Raw genomic sequence first — 19339 nt, 5'->3', positions numbered from 1 at the left:
ATTTGCACGGGCTACTTTGTCGCAAAACCTTGCAAGATGTAGATCTTCCTGCGGTTTTGCTTCGTGTATCCGCACAAATCCGGGCGACCGGGACGATTATGTGAATGAGTTTGGACCCTGACTCATCAAATTGTCGTGTGGTCGCAATACCGGGCGCGAGGCCTTAGAAGATATCTTCCAGCCAGCCCTTCTGTTTGCGTTCAATCACAGGAGTATCGGCACCGCCAGCGACGCTGTCACCAAGCGCCTGCTGATCGCGGATACGTTTGGCCTCTGCCGCCGGGTCAACCACGGAGCCAAATTCCTGCTTTTCCTGCCAGAACAGCAGATCGTCGACGACGCCTTCGCTTTCGGAAATAAAGATCGAGGTTTCACGATCCACCGTGTTGCGGATTTCCGGATCGGCATATTGCGCACCGGATGCCGAAAGAAGGGCAACCTGACCCTTGCTGCGCGTGCCCTCAGTGATGTCACGTTTTACAACGTTGGGGTCTTCACCCACCAGAATACGACGCGCCTGATCGGTGGTCGAACCGGTCTGCGGGCGCGGTGCGCCCGGATCGGGAACACGCAGCGTAAAATCAGGCGGCAGGCTGAGCGGGGCGCGCGAAACAACCGCAAACTCGTCGGGCGACTGTTTGTTCAGGCCAAAGGTTTCACGTGTTGATTCACAACCGGAAACGCCAAGCGCAAGTCCGCCCAGCAATGCAATTTTGAAAATATTGGTCGTCAGTTTCCGGGCCATTTGTGCCTCATTACCACTTCAAAACCGGACCATGTTCGCCCGGCCAAAATTCATCTGGTAGATTTTTTACCGCCAAAAAGGGAATCGATCAACAGTAGCGCCGCACCAACCGTGATTGCACTATCGGCAATATTGAATACCGGCCAGTGATAACCCGCAACATGCAGATCAATGAAGTCGGTCACAGCCCCGTGGCGCAGACGATCTACCAGATTGCCAATCGCGCCGCCGATGATCATTGCCAGGGCAAAACGCAACATGGAATCGCGCGTGCGCCACATCCAGATGCCAAAGCCAATGGTGATGGCAGCGGTCACCGCAATCATCACCCAGGGTGCCTGCCCCTGAAACAGGCCAAACGAAACACCCGGGTTCCAGGCCAGAACAAAGTTCATGAACGGCGTCACTTCAATTACGCGAAGTGGGTTAGACAGACCATCAATGGCAAGCGCCTTGGTCCACTGGTCGACACCAAACACGATTGCAATGACGACCAGACCAAACACAAAGGCACGATGTTTCATAAACACTCTTTCTGACTGAAGGGCACTAGCCCTGCCAACTGGCAGGGCGTCCCCGAACGCCACCGTTACTCGGCAGCAATTCCCATTTCATCAACGGCATCCGCACAGCGGTTACAAACGGTTTTATGTTCAGCGTGGCTGCCAACTTCCGGCAGGGTCTGCCAGCAACGTTCGCATTTCGCACCTTCTGCCAGTGCCGGCACAACACCGACACCAGCAACATCATCAAGGGTATAGGCACCGTCCGGTGCGTCACCCGTGATCAGTTCGATGTCAGATGTAATGGCGATTTCGGCAAGATTAAGGCCAGCCAATGCTTCAACATAATCGGCGGCTGCATAAACCTTCGGTGCGGCATCAAGGCTTGCGCCGATACGTTTTTCCGCGCGTTCAAGTTCAAGCGCCCCGGTAACAACACGACGCAGCTTGCGGATTTTGGCCCATTTGGTTGCCAGTGCATCGTCTTTCCAGCCATCCGAAACCGTGTTGAAGGTTTCTGCATGCACCGAGCTGTCTGCGCCATAACGGGCACGCCATGCTTCGTCGGCGGTAAAGCACAGAACCGGTGCCAACCAACGCACAAGGCAATCAAACACGCGATCCATGACCGTGCGGGCCGCACGGCGGCGCAGGCTGCTTGGCGCGTCGCAATAAAGCGCGTCCTTGCGGATATCCAGATAGAACGCCGACATATCAAGCGCGCAGAAGTTATGCAGTTCGATAAACATGCTGTGGAAGTCGTAATCCGCCGTCGTCTTGCGCACCATGTCGTCAAGGTGGCTCAGACGATGCAGAACCCAACGTTCAAGTTCCGGCAGTTCACTGTCTGCGACTTTTTCGTCTTCGCTGAATTCGGCGAGGTTGCCCAGCAGGAAGCGCAGCGTGTTACGCAGGCGACGATAGATATCCGAATGGCGCTGGATGATTTCATGGCTGATGCGCAGATCATCATGATAGTCCGAGCTCACCACCCACAGACGCAGGATATCGGCACCAAGCTTGTCGATGACATCGTTCGGCGCAATCACATTGCCAAGCGATTTCGACATCTTGCGGCCTTCGCCATCAAGAACGAAGCCATGGGTCAGAACCGCTTCGTACGGGGCGCGACCACGGGTGCCACAGGATTCCAGCAAAGAGCTGTGGAACCAGCCGCGGTGCTGGTCCGATCCTTCGAGGTACAGATCCGCCGGCCATTTCAGGTCCTGACGTTCTTCAAGCACGAAGGCGTGGGTCGAACCGGAATCAAACCAGACGTCAAGCACGTCCGTGACCTGTTCGAAATCATCGGCGTTGTATTTGTCGCCAAGGAAATACTGTGCATCGCGGGTGAACCACGCGTCTGCCCCTTCTTCGCAGAAGGCTTCGTACACGCGATCAAGGACTTCCTGATCACGCAGCGGCTGCCGGGTGCTTTTTTCAATGAACACCGTGATCGGCACGCCCCATGCGCGCTGGCGCGATACGCACCAGTCCGGGCGGTTGGCGATCATGGAATGCAGACGGTTGCGACCGGCTTCCGGCACAAAGCGGGTTTCATCAATCGCCTTAAGCGCCTTTTCACGCAGGTCATTATCCTGCATGGAAATGAACCACTGCGGTGTGGTGCGATAGATCACCGGCGCCTTGGATCGCCAGGAGCACGGATAGGAGTGCTTGAGACGGCCGCGCGACAGCAGCGCACCAACTTCGATCAGCTTGGCAATGACAGCTTCGTTGGCACCGGCTTCCTTGCCGTTTTCATCATAAATACGTTCACCGGCAAACAGCGGCACGGTCTGATAATAGGCACCGTCGCCATCGACCATTTCCGGCACTTCCAGACCGTATTTCAGACCGGTCTGGTAATCGTCCGGGCCGTGGGTCGGTGCGGTATGGACAAAGCCGGTACCGGTATCGGTCGTGACATAATCAGCCGCCAGAAGCGGCACATCAAAGTCATAACCCTGCCCGCGGAATGGATGGGCAGCAAGCGTGCCTTCAAGGTCAGAACCCTTGAAGGTGCCAACAACCTTGTGGCCCGTAATGCGACCGTTTTTGCAAAGATCTTCAAGAAGATCAGTACAGACCGCCATCTTTTCGCCGACCTTCGACCAGGCTTCTTCGGCGGTTTCGGTGACTTCGATGACGGAATATTCGATGTCTTCGCCATACGAAATCGCGCGGTTGCCCGGAATGGTCCAAGGGGTCGTGGTCCAGATGACGATGGTGGCATCTTTAAGCAGATCAACCTTGGTCTCGGTAACCGGAAAACGGACATAGATCGTTTTCGAGGTATGGTCGTGATATTCGACTTCGGCCTCGGCAAGGGCGGTTTTTTCCACCACCGACCACATGACCGGTTTGGAGCCCATATAGAGCGAACCGTTCATCAGGAACTTGCCAAGTTCACGGGCAATCGATGCCTCGGCCTTGTAATCCATGGTGACATAGGGATTGTCCCAGTCGCCCATTACGCCAAGGCGTTTGAATTCTTCGCGCTGAATATCAAGCCATTTCTGGGCGAACTCGCGGCATTCCTTCCGGAATTCGGCAATCGGAACATCGTCCTTGTTTTTGCCCTTGGCGCGATACTGTTCTTCGATCTTCCATTCAATCGGAAGGCCGTGGCAGTCCCAACCCGGAACGTATACCGCGTTCTTGCCCAGCATCTGCTGCGAACGGGTGATGACGTCTTTAAGGATCTTGTTCAGCGCATGACCAATATGCAGGTGGCCGTTCGCATAGGGCGGGCCATCATGGAGGACAAACATTTCACGATCGGACGAAATACCGCGAATTTTGCCGTAGAGGTCCTCGTTTTTCCACTGCTCGAGCAGGGTGGGCTCCATCTTTGGCAAACCCGCCCGCATCGGGAAATCGGTCTTGGGCAGGATAACGGTTTTCTTGTATTCGACACTCATCGTGACGGTCCTGTCGTCTTGAACAAATTAAAAGGGCGAACCCCCGGAGATCTCGCGAAAAGCTGATCATGCGAAAAGCGCGCGGATCATAGCGGGTTCGTCAACAAATTCAAATCTTGCCGAGAATATCCTTGGCAGCGATCACATCTGCCGCGATCTGGGCTTTCAGGGCATCAAGCCCATCGAACTTCTTTTCCCCGCGGATAAAGCCGTGCAGGCGCACGCGCACACGCCGGTCATAGATGTCCTGATCAAAGTCAAAAAGGTGTGCTTCAAGCCCGGCATCGTCATCGCCGCCAAAGCTTGGTCGCACGCCGATATTGGCGACTCCGGGTATCCAACGTTCGACGGTTTTGCCATCGGCCTCGGAAACCAGCCCAAGTTCAACAGCATATACACCGAATTTCGGCCGCAGATGATTGCCAAGCGCCACATTGGCCGTCGGAAACCCGATCGTCCGTCCGCGCGCATCGCCATGGGCCACAATCCCGTCGATTTCCCACGGACGGCCCAAAAGATGCATGGCATCTTCCGGGCGTCCATCACGCAGCGCCTGACGGATCGCGGTCGAGGAATAGATAATCCCGTTATCATGGGTGACAGCGGTGACCGCCGTAACGCCAAAACCGGATTTCTCGCCAATGGCGCGCAGCAAATCCACGTCGCCTGCCCGGCCCTTGCCGAAACAGAAATCCCAGCCGACCACGACATGCTTCGCACCAAGGCCGTTAACCAGAACACGTTCGATGAATTCCTCGGCGGTCATGGCGGCAAAGTCGCGGTTGAATTCGACCTCATAGAACAGGTCGATATCAAAGCTGCCAGCCGCAGTTTCACGGTCCTCGGCCGAGGTGAGGCGAAATGGCGGATCATCGGCGCGAAACAGCATGCGCGGATGGGGCTCGAACGTCAGAATCGCAAGCGGCGCACCAAGATCGCGGGCAATCGCACGTGCCTGATCCAGAAGCGATTGATGCCCCAGATGCAGACCATCGAAATTGCCGATCGCCACAACGGCGCCGCGCGCATCATCGGTCAGGTTCTCAAAAGATCGAAAAACGCGCATTCGCGCCGGTCTCTCTTTGCTGCGTTCCATGCCTGCCGACCTTTTATCGGCAAATCCAGCAGGCAGCTATATAGGGCGCAGGCCCGAAGCGTAAAGACTTTTCCGACAAAAAAGCGAGCTTTGCCGGGTCAACCGCGCGAAGGCACCATCACGGTTGCCTCGCCCGTGATCACACAGCGATCCCCGACATAGCAGTTGGTTTCCAGAATGGCGCGTTTCTTTTCCGGCATCAGTTCACGAACAGTGACGCGCGCCGTTACAGTGTCACCAATCCGGACCGGGGCCTTGAATTGCAGGTTCTGGGAAAGATAAATCGTACCCGGCCCCGGCAAGCGGGTGCCAAGAACGGTGGAAATGAACCCGGCCGACAGCATACCATGGGCAATCCGGCCTTCGAACATCGTGGTTTCGGCGTAATCCTGATTAAGATGTACCGGGTTGGTATCACCGGTAATGCCGGCAAACATGACAATATCGGTTTCTGTTACCGTCTTGCCATAGCTTCCCGACAGGCCGATCTCCAGATCCTCGAAATACAGCCCGTGAAGTCCGTCGCGTTCGTTCATTTCCTTGGAACCCTTTGCCTGTTGCGCGGTCACTTAGTCATTAGATGTCGCGCTTATGATTATTCCGCAATGCAATATTTGTAATTTTATTGCGCATTTTTCAAAATGAGCAATGCCTATTTCGTCGAATGGCCAATTGTCTTGTGCTTGAAATTATCGGAAACGGAGACATATCAGGGCATGCCCACCCGTCATCGCTATAAAATAAATCAAAAGATCAAACCTTTGGGGAACGCCGCCGATGAACACCACGATCACAGACACCTATGAAATTGCCATGGGTCGATGGAGCCGCCGTCTGTCGCGCAGCTTCCTTGATTTTGTCGCAGCACCTTCGTGCGGGTCGTTGGTTGATGTCGGATGTGGCACGGGCAGTCTGACCCTGGCTGCGGCCAACCGTTATCCGGATGCGCGGGTTGTCGGTATTGACCTGATCCCGGATTACCTGACAGACGCCCTGCGCGAAGAAGCTTCAAATGAAGAAGCTTCAAATATCGAACTGAAAACCGGGGATGCATTGTCGCTGCCGTTCGAGGAAAACAGTTTTGATACTGCGTTTTCGCAATTGTTGATCAATGATCTGGAAGATCCGGAAAAGGCGGTTGCCGAGATGGTCCGCGTCACCAAACCGAACGGGAAAATAGCGGCCTCTGTTTGGGATCGATCAGGCGGGCTGACCTTTATCCGACTGTTTCTGGATGCGGCGGCCATTCTTGGCGGACTGGAAGGGGAAAAACTGCGCGAAGAAGTTTTCGACGTCCCCTATCAGGATGAGGACGACCTTTACGATCTTTGGTCGGATGCGGGATTGGGCGATATTGAAACCGCAACTCTGGCGGTGCGCATGGATTTCATCGATTTCGATGACTATTGGCAGTCACTGATGGGGGCGCACAGCCTGATCCGCAATTTCTTTAACCGGCAATATGCCGACACGGCCTATGAAATTCAGCAGGCCACACGTCTGGCATATCTTGGGGGCAAGACAGACGGGCGGCGGTCGCTTGTGGCATCGGCAATGGCTGTGCGCGGCGTGGTGCCAGCGTAATCAGCGACGCCCGAATGGCATCCACAAAACACCCAGCAAACTTTGACTGTCCATGTCGCGGAATTCCTTCAGGCCGATCTGCATATCGTGATCATTGACCTTGGTGTGATCGATATAGCTGACAAACAGCCGGTCCCAGATCGACAGGATATTGCCGTAGTTGCTGTTGGTTTCTTTCATCAAACTTGAATGATGCACCCGGTGCATATCGGGTGTAACGACCAACAGGCGCAAGGCGCGATCAAAGCTTTTGGGCAGATGCACATTGCCGTGATTAAACAGGGCAAAGCCGCTTAGCATGCTTTCATAAATCACCACCGCCCACAGATCGGCCCCGATCAGCACGACAAAGCTCGATTTGTAGAGCGCGGATGCGACGATCTCGACCGGATGGAAACGCACAGCGGTCGAGACATCAAATTCTGTATCGCAGTGATGCACCCGGTGAAACCGCCAGAATACCGGCACGATATGTGTCAGACGATGCTGCCAATAGATCGCGCAATCCAGAACAATGATGGTGACCAGCCCGGATAATAATGCTGGCATGCCCACAAGGTTATTTATCCCCCAACCATTGGCCTGCGCCCAGATGGCCGCGGCAATCATCGCAGCCCCGATGGTGAAACGTGCAAGGGCGGCACTCAGCAACAACAGACCCAAATTGGTCAGCCAGCGCATGGGACGACGCACGGCTTCTCTGGGCCGATAAGGAGCCACCGCCTCCCACAAGGCCATGACCGCCAGAATGGCAGCAAAGATACCCAGCCGAAACAGTCCGCTCTGATCCATTTCATCCTGCCTTGCGTGATAAGAAGCGCGTATGCGTCACCTTGAACTGATATCGGATATCGCAATGTATAAACAACATCTTGCAGTTCGATATCTCATCACCTTTATGTTAGAGAAAGGTGATTCATAGTGAAATGCCAATGCTTGGCGACAATAACCGATAACGGGGGACTATATGCCAGAACGATCAGGATCTATTCGGACACTTTTTCTTTCCGTGTTCGCGACCCTGTCTTTTGGCAGCATCGCCTTCGCAGATGGTCCGCCGTTTGATTTACCGGTCGTTTGTACGGGCAACACCTGTGACATAGTTCATTATGTCGATCACGATCCCGGACCGAATATTCGCGACTACGCCTGTGGCACGACAACATATGATGGCCACCGCGGCACTGATTTTGCCATCCCGGATGAAGCCACCATGCTTGATGGTGTTCCGGTCCTGTCGATTGCAGATGGCACGGTCGTCGCCCTGCGTGAAGGAGTCGAGGATATTGATTCCGGTCGCATTTCACCAAGCAGCCTTGATGGCATCGAATGCGGCAACGGCATCCTGATTGATCACGATGATGGGTGGCAAAGCCAGTATTGCCATTTGCGCCGTGGCTGGGTCGCGGTCAAACAGGGCGACCGTGTCAGCCGTGGTCAGGTGATCGGGCGGATCGGGATTTCCGGTCAGGCCACCTTCCCGCACCTGCATTTCAACCTGCGCAAGGATGGCGAACTTGTTGATCCGTTCAGTGGCACCGCCATGGGCACCAGCAGTGCCACCGATTGCAATGTGGAAAATGCGGCCCTTTGGTCATCGTCTGCACGCGCAAAGCTGAGCTATAACGAGATCACGCTTTATGGCCATGGGTTTTCGATGGCGCGTCCGAACGCATCCGACCTTAAACGCGGATATGGCAAGGATCCGGAATTGCCACGCACAAGCCCGGCACTTTATTTCTGGGCCTATCTGATTGGCGCCAATGACGGTGATGTCATCCGCATGAGCCTGCAAACACCTGATGGCAAGGGCGGCCATCGCGACTTTGTCATTGATCTGCCCAACGATGCAGGCCCGCGTGCGAAGTGGTTCTTCATCAATATGGATCGCCCCGGAAGCCAATGGCCGGCTGGCACCTATGAGGGCGAGATCACCTTTACCCGTGGGGACAATTCCCCGCGCATCATCGGCGAGGGTAAAGTTGTGATCCGCTAGGAACCCAGCCCCGGAAAGATCCGATTTGAGTTGCTTCACGCACACCTGCCGACTTAAAATTACACCAGCAAAATGTATTAGCTATTGAAACTATTACATTAATTTTAGATTTGGCGCGTGAATGTACAGAATTTATGACTGTCTGGCACACCAGCACGATATCGTACTGGTCCTTGTTGCCCTTCTTATTGGACTGGCGGGCATTCATACCGCATTCAATCTATACGCACGCGCCTGCATCGGTCGCCTTCGTCAGAAAATCGCATGGCTGTTCCTGACCGGGGTTGTGACCGGTGGTGGCATCTGGGCAACCCATTTCATTGCAATGCTGTCCTATGACCCGGTTGTTCCGGTCGGCTATGAGCCTGTTATGACGGCTGTTTCACTGGCCATTGCGATTGCCACAACCACGATTGGTTTCGCGATTGCCTCGGTCAGTGGGCCGCACCTTGTCCTGTCACGTCTTGTCGGCGGCCTTGTTGTCGGACTTGGCATTTCGGCCATGCATTTCACCGGCATGTCTGCCATCCGCGTTCCCGGTGTTATCAGCTGGCATATGGATATTGTGATTGCCGCCATCCTGATGGGGGCCTTGTTCGGCATGGCGTCGCTGTATCTGGCCAGATCCGCACAGACCGACCAACAGAAACTTCTGGGCAAGGCAAATCTGACCATCGCGGTGGCGACCATGCATTTCGGTGCGATGGGTGCCTTGGTGATTACACCCGATCCGACTGTCCCGGTCCCGGCACAGCTTATTTCGCAGGAATATCTTGCGGTTGGCGTCGCCGTTGTTGCGATCGGACTGATTGCCATTGGTTTTGTCACCGCCCTTCTTGACCGGCAGCTTCGCGATCATGTCAGTAACCGCATGCGCATCTTGGGTGATTCCGCCATCGAAGCACTTGTTCTGACCCAGAATGGTCGGGTGATTGATGCCAATGACAGTTTCCTGAAACTCGGTGGCGTCACCCGCGCAGACATTCTTGATCAAGATTTCCTGACAGAATGGCTTTCTGATACACCTGCCGAATTCAAGTCGGGAAAGATCGGATATGCTGAAGCGACCCTGTCCTGGAATAACATCACCGCGATACCGGTAGAGGTCGTGCGACGTGAAATACCGGCTGATGAAATATCCGATGCCACAGTAATATTCGCCCTGCGTGACTTGCGCGAACGTTACGCCGCAGAAAACCATATCCGTTTCCTGGCAGAACGTGACGCCCTGACCAAGCTTCTGAACCGGTCGACATTCAATGACCGCCTGGCCGAGGCACTTACGGAATCAGATGAAACGGGTATCCCGTTGACGGTGATGTGCATTGATTTCGATCACTTCAAGGAACTCAATGACAGCTTTGGCCACATTGCCGGCGACCATGCGCTTCGGGAATTGGGCGAACGCCTGTCAGACCTTTTCAGCAATGATGTGGTGATCGCGCGCGTTGGCGGTGACGAGTTTGTCGCCCTGCTTTCACACCCTGATCAGGCAGATATGGATAATGTCATCGCCCGGTCGCGCGAAACGGCCCAGAAAATCCTTGATTGTGTTGCACTCCCGATTTTCGTCAATTCCGAACACCGTGCGAAGCTTTCTGCAAGTATCGGGATTGCGCATTATCCAACCGATGGCAATGACGCCGAAAGCATCCTTTTCCATGCAGACCTTGCGATGTATCGGGTCAAACAATCCGGCGGCAATGACATCGTGTTCTATTCGTCGGAAATGGACGAGGAATACCGTTTCAAGCGCCAGCTTTCGTCGAATCTGCGTCAGGCGATGGAGAACGGACAGCTTGAACTTCATTACCAGCCGCAATGCGAGACCGATGGTGATGATCAGGTGATCCACTCGTTTGAAGCCTTGCTGCGCTGGACCGATCCGGAACTGGGATCGATTCCGCCCGGACGGTTTATTCCGATTGCCGAGGAAACCGGCCTGATTGTGCCGCTGGGCGAATGGGTGCTTAGAACCGCCTGCTGCGAGGCCGCACGCTGGAAAAATCCGCTTGGCATCGGGGTCAACCTGTCTGCGGTTCAATTGCAGAAACACGAACTGCCGGAAGTGGTTGCCAGTATCCTTGATGAAACCGGTCTTGATCCGAAACGCCTTGAACTGGAAGTCACCGAGACAGCCCTTATTCACAATCCGGCGCGCTCGATGAAGATCCTTTCTGATATCAAAAAGCTGGGTGTGCGGATTGCCATGGATGATTTCGGCACCGGTTACTCGTCGCTTGCGACCTTGCAGAACTTCCCGGTGGATCGCATCAAGATCGACCAATCCTTTATCAAGAAGCTGGTTAGCAACGATCAGGCGATTGCCATCGTCCGTGCGGTGATCAATCTGAGCCGCGACCTCAACCTCGAGGTGATTGCAGAGGGGGTCGAAACCGACGAACAGGCAAGCTTCCTGAACGATCATGATTGCCGCTCCGTGCAGGGGTATAAGTACGGATATCCCAAGCCGATAAGCGACTACGCACATGTCGTAAACCCGACAGAATTCCCCGAAACCACCGCGAATCGGGATAGCGGCATCGAAACCGTTTGATTGTTATGGAACCCGGAAAGGCATATTGCGTTTCAAACAGGCAGGGCTATTGCAATTTGTGACAAAACAGGCAGCAAAAACGTGACCTTTTCCATGAGGTTGAAAGTTTTTTGACGTTTTTTGACTCACAACTCTTGTAACTCGCCCTTTTGCCTGCCTATATTTGACGTGTGCCGAGCCCGGCACATTGACACTACCTGTCATAAGACGGAGTAAACATGATGAATAAGCGCAAAGCCGTTGCAATCGCCATTGCCCGTGAACAGCAGATCGCCCGTTCGATGGAAATCCTGTTCGCCGGTACCATTCTGGCTATCATCGCATCGCTTCTGGTCATCTGACCTACGTTTCGCTTTCATCATTAGCGTCCCTATTCAAACCAAATGACAAACCAACTGGTTTTGAAGAGAGCTTCTTTTAAATAGCCCCATGACACATCACAGCGTCTTCTCGGTCATCATTGCGCGAATTATCAGCCCGGTTGTCTAAGGACACCGGGACGTATCTGTTCGCCTTTTTGATGCACTGAATATCTGTGAGCATTGTCATGACTGATCATGCATTTGCTGCGTCCGCAATGGACGCACATAGCCCCAAATCCGTTTACTGCTTTTCCGTTCACGCCGCAGCCGAACCGGACGTGATGCCACGCGTCCTCGAACTGTTTGCCAAGCGTAATCTGGTTCCGGCCAGCTGGCATTCGACCGTTGCCAATGGTCTGCGCGGTTACGAGGAACTTCAGATCGACATTCAGGTCCAGCAACTTGAAACCAAAGTTGCCGAGCACATCGCGCGCTGCCTGCGACAAATCATTCACGTGAATGCGGTTCTGACATCGGAAAAAGGCTATTCAAACTCTGCGCTTAGCGCGTAGGCTGTCTTGGTTGCGGCACTGCAAAACTGGCAGTGCCTCTGCCCGACAGGAGTTCTGAATTGGCCTATCTTGATCATATCCATGCGTGCAACAACGCCAATCTGTCACGCTATGCCCGGTTTCGCATTGGCGACCTTCCGGTCGGTGCCATCCGGCCAGAATTTGCCGGCGCCCTTACCGCGCTTGGGGACAGCTTCATCCGTGACGAGAATGGCGAATATGGTTTTGGTTCGCACATCAAAACCATTGATGCCCGGAACCAGACCCTCATCGAGGCGACCGAAGCCCTGTGCGAGCAAGGCGTAATCAAGCACCTGCATGGCGAGAAGTTTGATATCCGCAATCGGCTTTCCGACGATCCGTTGTGCCAACTGGATCGGTTTGCCATGCCCTATTTCGGCTGCCGGTCGTGGGGCGTGCATATGAACGGCTTTGTCCGCAAGGCCGATGGAATTCACATGTGGATTGCCAAACGCGCGCTGGACAAGCCGACCTACCCCGGCATGCTCGATAACATGGTCGCAGGAGGCCAACCGACCGGTCTTGGTTTTCGCGAAAACATGATCAAGGAATGCGCCGAAGAAGCTGGCATTCCAGCAAACCTTGCTGAAAACGTCGTGGCGATCGGTACTGTTTCATACCTTTATGAAACCGACGAAGGCTTGAAACCCGATGTGATGGTCAATTTCGATCTGGAATTGCCAGAAGACTTCGTCCCGCATTGCGCCGATGGCGAAGTTGCACAATTTGATCTGCTTCCCATCGGCGAGGTCGCCGAGATCGTCCGCACCGGCTTTGATTTCAAATTCAATTGCGCCCTGGTGGTGATCGACTTTCTGATTCGCCACGGCTATCTCACCGCGGATAACGAGCCATCCTACTGCGAACTTGTCACTGGCCTTCACCGCAGCCTTGAGCCCTGATGCGGCCTTTGCCGATACCGTAAACAAGAATGGCACCATCCCGATACAGGCGGTGCCATTTCCTTGCAGGCTTATAGAAAATTTACTGACGCGGCGTATTTGGCCCGCCCATCAAGGCGCCCACAGCCATCACCGTCAGCTTGGCGCGCAGTTCCGGATCAAGCTTATCAAGGTCACTTTGTTTGCTGCGCAGCGCCTTGACCGCTTCATTGATCAATTCCTGACGACGTTCATCCTCGGGCGTTGCGATCTTGCTTTTCTTTTTGCCAAGTTTCGCATCAGCCGCATTCAGCGCCTTCATGATTTCGGTATGCGGTGCGTCGGCCTGTTCGGTCAGGGTTTCCGCAAGGGCAAGGGCACGGGCTTCTTCCAGCGACATGCCTTCGTCCTGATGGGCAAGGGCACGATCTTCGATGCGACGCGCCTGACGCGCCTGAGCGGCTGTTTTTTCCGCAGTGGCACTGTCACGCAGATGAAGGGATTGCGCGTCATTATAAGCCTGAATCGCATCCCGGCCTTTTTTGCCGACAAAGACGCGCATCAGCGTTTCCTTGAGCAATCCCATCCAATCATCCCTTGATTAAACGACCCAACTTTGGGTGCAATGATTGCATATCATTATGCACCCAAAGAGTTTCGAAAACATTTCACCGAAAGACGGCGAAATTTTGCAACGTTCTAAATATGTTGCGCAACGCGGGTTTCTTCAACCGCCAGAATGTAGTCGATCAGTGCCTCGCAGTCGCTTGTTTGCAGATGTTCAAGATCACAAACAAAATCGACATTGCTTGCAGCCGGATCATCTTCATGGCCGACAATGCCGACTTTGACATATTCAGCATCCAGCGCATCCAGTGCCGAAATCAGATCGGCAACACTGACCCGGTCCGGTGCCGTCATCGAGGTGCGGATCAGCAACAGCATATCAGCATCGCAATCGATTACCTGCCGTGCGATGGATTGTGCGTCGGAGTGCCGTGGTGCGACATCGACATCAAATCCACCATCGGCAAACAGGGTTGCGACATGTTTGTGGTGCTTTTCTTCGACAGAGGATGCCGTCGCCAAAAGAAGACGCGGGTGGCGTCCCTCCATTTCGGCGAATTTGGCCAGACTGCTCGCAAGTTGAGGAGACGTCATGTTACCTCGCTTGAAACTGCCCTTTGCCATACAACACGGCAAAGCGGGCCAGTGCAGATGTCCTGCACCGCCCCCCAGTATCCCTGTCAAAACATTGGCTGACAAGCCTTGCGATCAAAACAGTATCTACCAGCCTGCCATTGCAAGTGGATCGACACCAATCACATGACCATGACCGCCCAAAATGACGATATAAAGCACAATCCCGGCAAGGATATCCCGCCCCCGAAAGGCATCCTTTAGGCCTGACAGGGAAAAGCGTCTGGTTGCCGCCAGAAGGACCGCCTGTTCGCCCTCTGCCAGCCCCCGCAGACGGATTTTCTCCATCCGCCAAAACCCGATCAGGGCAAAAATGCTGCTGCCGCCAAAGAACAGGACGGCGACAACATCTCCGTTGGCAATCGTGTGTCCGGCACCCCAAAGGATCATGCCCAGCAACAGGGGATGCCGACAAAACCGATTGATGCCAGGCCGCGCCGGATCAAAGCCGGTTTTTCGACCAATCGACAGCGGACAGGGTTGAAGAATGGCACAGGCCCACAAAATACAGGCAGGCAACATGACAACAACAAGGAGTTGCGCCTGCCATGTTTGATAGCCCCAAAGCCAAAACGACTCCGCGACCAAAACCTCGTGAATGACCCAGCCAAACAGCAGAACTGACAGGATCGAGAATGCAATAATATAGGGGCGGTACCCGATACGTCTTATAAGCCTTTCGCGCAGCAAGCCCGGAATAAGATGGCCTGCAAGGAAAACGGTCACTGCAATTAAAAACCCTGCCAAAACGCGATCCCCTCTTTACATTGTGGCTTCAACATGCAAATTGCCCTGTTCGCGTAGACGGGTCAGGGTGCGAATCTCCAAGACCCTTGCGTTACACGATATTAGGCGATACGTCTGTATCCCTGTTTGACATCGAACAACAAGCACCTGCCATCGGATATTCTGACCGGCAGACCAAGAAATACGGAATATACTCGAAATGAGCTGGACGCCGGAAAAGATTGAATTGCTGACCTCGCTCTGGAATCAGGGTTGGACCACGGCACGCATCGGTGAGGAACTCGGCGTCGGCAAAAATGCCGTCGTTGGCAAGGCACACCGCCTTGGGCTGCCCAAGCGCCCGTCCCCGATTCAGCGCCGTGCCGAGGAAGCAGAACAGAAAAAGGCACCGGCCCCCAAACAGCAGACCAAAGGCATTTCGATCTTTGATCTTGGTCCGGGCATGTGCCGCTGGCCGTTTGGCGACCCGGGCGACGATGATTTCCATTTCTGCGGCAAGAAAATCGTGCCGGGCAAGCCTTATTGCGACGAACATTGCGCGGCTGCCTATCTGAATGGCAAGAACCCGCGCGAAGATAATCCCCCCGCACAACAAGGGGGCCCCGGCGGCAAAGGTCCACAGGCAGCAAACCGGAAATAATCTGCTCCGCACCTGGTGCCCGGGTCTTGCCCGACCATTTTCGTTGGACTATATCGGCGATCTGCCGGTTATCTGGTTTGCAGCACATATTTGGCAAAGCCTTCGGCATCTTCACCGACAAAGCTGATATTGTCTGGCGCATTCGCCGCACCCGACGCCTTGGGACTGGTCACAAAGGTAACGTTTGACGCATCCCCGATCGGGGCAAAGGTCCAGTTGCCATCGGCCTTTGGATCTATTTCCTTTTTCGCCAGAATGTAGTTGCCCAGAACCGTGCGGTTTTCATCCGGGGCTTCGACAATGATGGTCGAACCATCAAGCCCCGGGAAGTTGCCGCCACCGCCTGCACGATAGTTGTTGGTTGCAACGACAAATTTCTGATCCGCACTGACTGGCTTTCCATCGAAGCTGAGATCAACGATACGGTGGCTGTCAAGATTGATGACTTCGCCCGCTTTGTTGTAACGCGCAGGTTTCGTGACATCGATTTCATATGTCACGCCATCAATCACATCGTAATTATAGGTCGGGAAATCCGGGTTGATCAGTGGCTGTTCTTCGCGGCTATTGGGGTCGATCTGATTGAACTGGCCTGCCGACATTTCAAGCCATTCACGCACCTGATCGCCATCAAGCAATACCGCACGCACCGTATTGGGATAAATGTAAAGATCGGCAACGTTTTTAAGCGCGATCTTGCCTTCAGGAATGTCGGTAAAGTAATCCGGCCCCCCACGGCCGCCTGCCTTGAACGGAGCACCCGCCGACAGGATCGGGATGCCGTCATATTCCGAGCCATTCAGGATTTTTTCGAGATACCATTTCTGGGCATTGGTCACGATCTGGATCGACGGATCGTCGGCCACCAGCGCAAAGAAGCTGTTGATCGGTGCCGATGTCGTGCCCACCCCTTCGCGCATATAGGCGATGGTGGCTTCGTGTTCGTCCTTGACCGCGGCAATGATTTCCGGATCGGCTTCGACCAGCGGCGTCACTGTGCGTCCTTCGCGCTGATAGATCGGGCGCGCGTCAGACAGACTGTCAGTGACATTCCATTTGCCATCATCGGTAACGTTAAACGTCAGATCAATGACACCAAGATGGCTGCCCCAAAAGCCCGGCATCACCGCAGCAACGCCATTGATCGTGCCTTTGGCAATATCAACACCTTCAAGATCGGCAAAGGTTTCGGACGGAAACACGGTGTGCGCATGGCCAAACAGGATTGCGTCAATACCGTCAACTTCGGACAGGTAATAGGTCGCGTTTTCTTCCATGCCGTTGCGCGCCATTGTCGACAGACCGGAATGCGGAACCGCAATGACGATATCCGCCCCCTTTTCACGCATTTCCGGGACATATTTATTGGCCATCTCGACAATGTCTTTTGCGATCACACTGCCTTCAAGATTGGCCTTGTCCCACTGCATGATCTGCGGCGGCACAAACCCGATCACACCGACCTTGGCCTTGTGCACCTTGCCGTCATTATCGGTAAATTCCCGATCCAGCAGGACATAGGGTTCGAAATACGGCTTGTCGTTTTCGGGATTGTCATCGCCATCATCGACAAAGACATTGGCACTGACATAGGGGAAATTGGCACCGGCCAGCGATTTACCCAGGAAGTCGAGGCCATAATTGAATTCATGGTTCCCGATATTGGCCGCGTCATAGCCAAGAAGGTTCATCGCCTTATAGACCGGATGGACATCACCGTCCTTAAGGCCGCGTTCCTTGGCCATGTAATCGCCAAGCGGATTGCCCTGGATTAAGTCACCATTATCGATAAAGACAACGTTCTCTGCTTCGCCACGCGCCGTCTTAAGCAGGGTCGCGACCTTTGCCAGGCCAACCGTGTCTGACTCGCCATCACGGTAATAGTCATAGTTAACGAGATGCGTGTGGATGTCGGTGGTTTCGAGTATGCGCAATGACACTGTGCTGTCGGCCAATGCCGTGCTGCTGACCAGTGCAAGTGCCATCGAAATCCCGGTAATCCGGGCAGCTTTTTTGTGAATGAATACCATCGCGCCGTGTCCCTGCTTATGCGTTAAACCGCGACAATCTAATCCCGTTTAAATGTCGGTGTTTTGAAGATTTTGCGAAAAAGGCAAGGCAAACACAAACAGAAACGCCTGCCACATTCGGCAGGCGTTTCTGGTCTGAGACATATTTGGCGATCAGGCTGGTTGCATCGCGGGTGATTTGTATCCACGAATGACCTCGTTTCCGGGCTCGGGATCGTGCGGCACATTAAGCGACAGTACCAAAGACACAAAGGCCATCGCCGCACCGGCCAGAAATACCGCGCCGGGCGATATCAACCATAACAATCCAAAGGCAGCCGGAATGAAAACAGCGGCAATGTGGTTGATGGTAAAACTGACACCTGCGGTCGACGAGATATCGGCCGGATCGGCGATCTTCTGGAAATAGGTCTTGATGGCGATCGCCAGCGCAAAGAACAGGTGATCAACCACATAAAGACCGCCGGCCAGAATGTGGTTTTCGACAAAGGCGTATGAGACGAAAACAACAAACAGACCAGCATATTCAAAGACCAGCGCACGGCGTTCGCCCCATTTGCCGATCATCTTGCCGATCTTGGGGGCCAGGAACATGTTGATCACGTGGTTAAGCAGATACAGCAAGGTGATGGTTGCTGCGTCATAGCCGAACTTCTCAACCATCAGGAAGCCGGCAAACACGGTAAAGATCTGACGGCGTGCACCACTCATGAATGTCAGCGCATAGTAAAGCCAATAGCGTTTGCGCAAGATCAGCTTCTTGTTCTGCGGATGGGCATCGGCAAATTTCGGAAACGCCCCCCAGACAAAAAGCGCGGCCAAGATCGTCAGCGCACCGCCGAACAGATAGACGTAGCGGTACTCGACCGCGAAAACTTCGAGCATCACCCAAACCATGCCAAACATGATCAGCGACGAGATTGATTTCGCCGACAGCTGCCGCCCCATGACCATCGCGGTGCGATCCTTACGCACCCACTGCAGGGATAGGGCCTGCTGCATGGTTTCGAAGTAATGGAAGCCGATCGACATCAGGACCGTCGTGCAATAAAGCCCGATCACCGTCGGGAAGTAGCCCGATATCGCAACCCCGATGCCCAGAACCAGAAGCGACAGAACCGCAAAGGTCTGTTCACGCAGGATCAGCAGCACAAAAATCGCGGTAAAGGCAAGGAACCCCGGAATTTCGCGCAGGGACTGCAAAATGCCGATCTCGCGGCCGGTGAAATCGGCCATTTCGACCGAAAAGTTGTTTAGCAGCGCCATCCAGGTCGAAAAGGACAGCGGCATGGCGGCCGCCATAACGATCAGCAGAACTTCCGGGTTGCGCCAACCCTTATGAACCGGGGCTGTGCTGGCATTATTGGGGGCGTCGGGCGCATCACCAAGCGGGGCCGCGTGATTGCTGGCTTCCGGTATGATTTCCTTGGACATTGTACCTCCGAGGACAGGATCGTTGTGGTGGCGACGCCCCTGTCACATCTTGTGCGTTTTGGAATGCGACCAAGTTAAACCTGTCCGACCCGTCTGTCTTGCGGTAA

Annotated in this window: 18 protein-coding genes; 7 read left to right on the top strand and 11 right to left on the bottom strand. The window is 54.3% G+C overall.

From position 1 onward, the window contains the following. Nucleotides 1–163: 163 nt before the first annotated feature. The 5 genes from TH2_RS04950 to TH2_RS04930 all read right to left on the bottom strand — a co-directional run bounded on the left by TH2_RS04950 (nt 164) and on the right by TH2_RS04930 (nt 5804). Nucleotides 164–745 (bottom strand): DUF3035 domain-containing protein, encoded by a 582-nt coding sequence (locus TH2_RS04950; RefSeq protein ID WP_008889305.1) that lies wholly within the window; start codon nt 743–745, stop codon nt 164–166. 50 nt (nt 746–795) lie between these two features. Next, a complete protein-coding gene (gene lspA / locus TH2_RS04945; protein ID WP_008889304.1) occupies nt 796–1269 on the bottom strand; it encodes a signal peptidase II in 474 nt (157 codons plus the stop codon). A gap of 65 nt (nt 1270–1334) precedes the next feature. Next, nucleotides 1335–4172, bottom strand: a complete 2838-nt coding sequence (ileS, locus tag TH2_RS04940; RefSeq protein WP_008889303.1) for an isoleucine--tRNA ligase — start codon at nt 4170–4172, stop codon at nt 1335–1337. Between the two features lie 109 nt (nt 4173–4281). Then, complete coding sequence (locus tag TH2_RS04935; RefSeq protein ID WP_008889302.1) at nt 4282–5238, bottom strand: bifunctional riboflavin kinase/FAD synthetase; 957 nt, start codon at nt 5236–5238, stop codon at nt 4282–4284. Between the two features lie 128 nt (nt 5239–5366). Beyond that, on the bottom strand, nt 5367–5804 hold the full coding sequence (locus TH2_RS04930; RefSeq protein WP_008889301.1) for a MaoC family dehydratase: 438 nt from the start codon (nt 5802–5804) through the stop codon (nt 5367–5369). Between the two features lie 241 nt (nt 5805–6045). On the opposite strand from TH2_RS04930, the gene TH2_RS04925 reads away from it, so the two are divergent. Beyond that, entirely contained in the window at nt 6046–6852 is an 807-nt protein-coding gene (locus TH2_RS04925; protein ID WP_008889300.1) for a class I SAM-dependent methyltransferase, read from the top strand. Here the strand turns inward: TH2_RS04925 and TH2_RS04920 are convergent, their stop codons facing one another. Beyond that, a complete protein-coding gene (locus TH2_RS04920) occupies nt 6853–7644 on the bottom strand; it encodes a sterol desaturase family protein (protein WP_008889299.1) in 792 nt (263 codons plus the stop codon). A 217-nt stretch (nt 7645–7861) separates the two neighbouring features. Between TH2_RS04920 and TH2_RS04915 the strand changes: the two genes are divergently transcribed. The 5 genes from TH2_RS04915 to TH2_RS04900 all read left to right on the top strand — a co-directional run bounded on the left by TH2_RS04915 (nt 7862) and on the right by TH2_RS04900 (nt 13202). Next, entirely contained in the window at nt 7862–8848 is a 987-nt protein-coding gene (locus TH2_RS04915; protein WP_238538661.1) for a M23 family metallopeptidase, read from the top strand. A gap of 121 nt (nt 8849–8969) precedes the next feature. Continuing rightward, complete coding sequence (locus TH2_RS04910) at nt 8970–11405, top strand: bifunctional diguanylate cyclase/phosphodiesterase (protein ID WP_008889297.1); 2436 nt, start codon at nt 8970–8972, stop codon at nt 11403–11405. A gap of 218 nt (nt 11406–11623) precedes the next feature. Next, on the top strand, nt 11624–11746 hold the full coding sequence (locus TH2_RS21865; protein ID WP_269451506.1) for a hypothetical protein: 123 nt from the start codon (nt 11624–11626) through the stop codon (nt 11744–11746). A 206-nt stretch (nt 11747–11952) separates the two neighbouring features. Then, a complete protein-coding gene (locus TH2_RS04905; protein WP_008889296.1) occupies nt 11953–12279 on the top strand; it encodes a hypothetical protein in 327 nt (108 codons plus the stop codon). A gap of 59 nt (nt 12280–12338) precedes the next feature. After that, on the top strand, nt 12339–13202 hold the full coding sequence (locus tag TH2_RS04900; protein WP_008889295.1) for an NUDIX hydrolase: 864 nt from the start codon (nt 12339–12341) through the stop codon (nt 13200–13202). 82 nt (nt 13203–13284) lie between these two features. Here the strand turns inward: TH2_RS04900 and TH2_RS04895 are convergent, their stop codons facing one another. The 3 genes from TH2_RS04895 to TH2_RS04885 form a co-directional block, all read right to left on the bottom strand. Then, nucleotides 13285–13767, bottom strand: coding sequence for a hypothetical protein (locus tag TH2_RS04895; RefSeq protein ID WP_008889294.1), 483 nt, complete (start codon nt 13765–13767; stop codon nt 13285–13287). A 113-nt stretch (nt 13768–13880) separates the two neighbouring features. Further along, entirely contained in the window at nt 13881–14342 is a 462-nt protein-coding gene (locus tag TH2_RS04890; RefSeq protein WP_008889293.1) for a methylmalonyl-CoA mutase, read from the bottom strand. A 126-nt stretch (nt 14343–14468) separates the two neighbouring features. Next, on the bottom strand, nt 14469–15107 hold the full coding sequence (locus TH2_RS04885) for an NnrU family protein (protein WP_238538660.1): 639 nt from the start codon (nt 15105–15107) through the stop codon (nt 14469–14471). Nucleotides 15108–15327: 220 nt separating this feature from the next. Between TH2_RS04885 and TH2_RS04880 the strand changes: the two genes are divergently transcribed. Beyond that, nucleotides 15328–15768, top strand: coding sequence for a GcrA family cell cycle regulator (locus TH2_RS04880; RefSeq protein ID WP_008889291.1), 441 nt, complete (start codon nt 15328–15330; stop codon nt 15766–15768). A 68-nt stretch (nt 15769–15836) separates the two neighbouring features. On the opposite strand, the gene TH2_RS04875 is transcribed toward TH2_RS04880, so the two are convergent. Together TH2_RS04875 and TH2_RS04870 are read right to left on the bottom strand one after the other, a co-directional pair. Further along, nucleotides 15837–17798 carry a bifunctional 2',3'-cyclic-nucleotide 2'-phosphodiesterase/3'-nucleotidase gene (locus tag TH2_RS04875; RefSeq protein ID WP_008889290.1) on the bottom strand — a complete coding sequence of 654 codons (1962 nt, stop codon included), beginning with the start codon at nt 17796–17798 and terminating at the stop codon, nt 15837–15839. A 153-nt stretch (nt 17799–17951) separates the two neighbouring features. Beyond that, nucleotides 17952–19232, bottom strand: a complete 1281-nt coding sequence (locus TH2_RS04870) for an MFS transporter (protein ID WP_008889289.1) — start codon at nt 19230–19232, stop codon at nt 17952–17954. Nucleotides 19233–19339 lie beyond the last annotated feature (107 nt).

It is taken from the genome of Thalassospira profundimaris WP0211 (assembly GCF_000300275.1).
In the GTDB taxonomy this organism is placed as follows: domain Bacteria; phylum Pseudomonadota; class Alphaproteobacteria; order Rhodospirillales; family Thalassospiraceae; genus Thalassospira; species Thalassospira profundimaris.
The sequence above is the reverse complement of the archived record's forward strand: the minus strand, read 5'-3'. Positions and strand labels throughout refer to the sequence as shown.

Bases quoted from the DNA above. Each gene is read 5' to 3' on its own strand.
- TH2_RS21865 (WP_269451506.1), top strand. From the start codon at position 11,624: ATGATGAATAAGCGCAAAGCCGTTGCAATCGCCATTGCCCGTGAACAG.
- TH2_RS04925 (WP_008889300.1), top strand. From the start codon at position 6,046: ATGAACACCACGATCACAGACACCTATGAAATTGCCATGGGTCGATGG.
- TH2_RS04910 (WP_008889297.1), top strand. From the start codon at position 8,970: ATGTACAGAATTTATGACTGTCTGGCACACCAGCACGATATCGTACTG.
- TH2_RS04890 (WP_008889293.1), bottom strand. From the start codon at position 14,342: ATGACGTCTCCTCAACTTGCGAGCAGTCTGGCCAAATTCGCCGAAATG.
- TH2_RS04935 (WP_008889302.1), bottom strand. From the start codon at position 5,238: ATGCGCGTTTTTCGATCTTTTGAGAACCTGACCGATGATGCGCGCGGC.
- lspA (WP_008889304.1), bottom strand. From the start codon at position 1,269: ATGAAACATCGTGCCTTTGTGTTTGGTCTGGTCGTCATTGCAATCGTG.
- TH2_RS04920 (WP_008889299.1), bottom strand. From the start codon at position 7,644: ATGGATCAGAGCGGACTGTTTCGGCTGGGTATCTTTGCTGCCATTCTG.
- TH2_RS04905 (WP_008889296.1), top strand. From the start codon at position 11,953: ATGACTGATCATGCATTTGCTGCGTCCGCAATGGACGCACATAGCCCC.
- ileS (WP_008889303.1), bottom strand. From the start codon at position 4,172: ATGAGTGTCGAATACAAGAAAACCGTTATCCTGCCCAAGACCGATTTC.
- TH2_RS04950 (WP_008889305.1), bottom strand. From the start codon at position 745: ATGGCCCGGAAACTGACGACCAATATTTTCAAAATTGCATTGCTGGGC.
- TH2_RS04930 (WP_008889301.1), bottom strand. From the start codon at position 5,804: ATGAACGAACGCGACGGACTTCACGGGCTGTATTTCGAGGATCTGGAG.
- TH2_RS04880 (WP_008889291.1), top strand. From the start codon at position 15,328: ATGAGCTGGACGCCGGAAAAGATTGAATTGCTGACCTCGCTCTGGAAT.
- TH2_RS04895 (WP_008889294.1), bottom strand. From the start codon at position 13,767: ATGGGATTGCTCAAGGAAACGCTGATGCGCGTCTTTGTCGGCAAAAAA.
- TH2_RS04875 (WP_008889290.1), bottom strand. From the start codon at position 17,798: ATGGTATTCATTCACAAAAAAGCTGCCCGGATTACCGGGATTTCGATG.
- TH2_RS04870 (WP_008889289.1), bottom strand. From the start codon at position 19,232: ATGTCCAAGGAAATCATACCGGAAGCCAGCAATCACGCGGCCCCGCTT.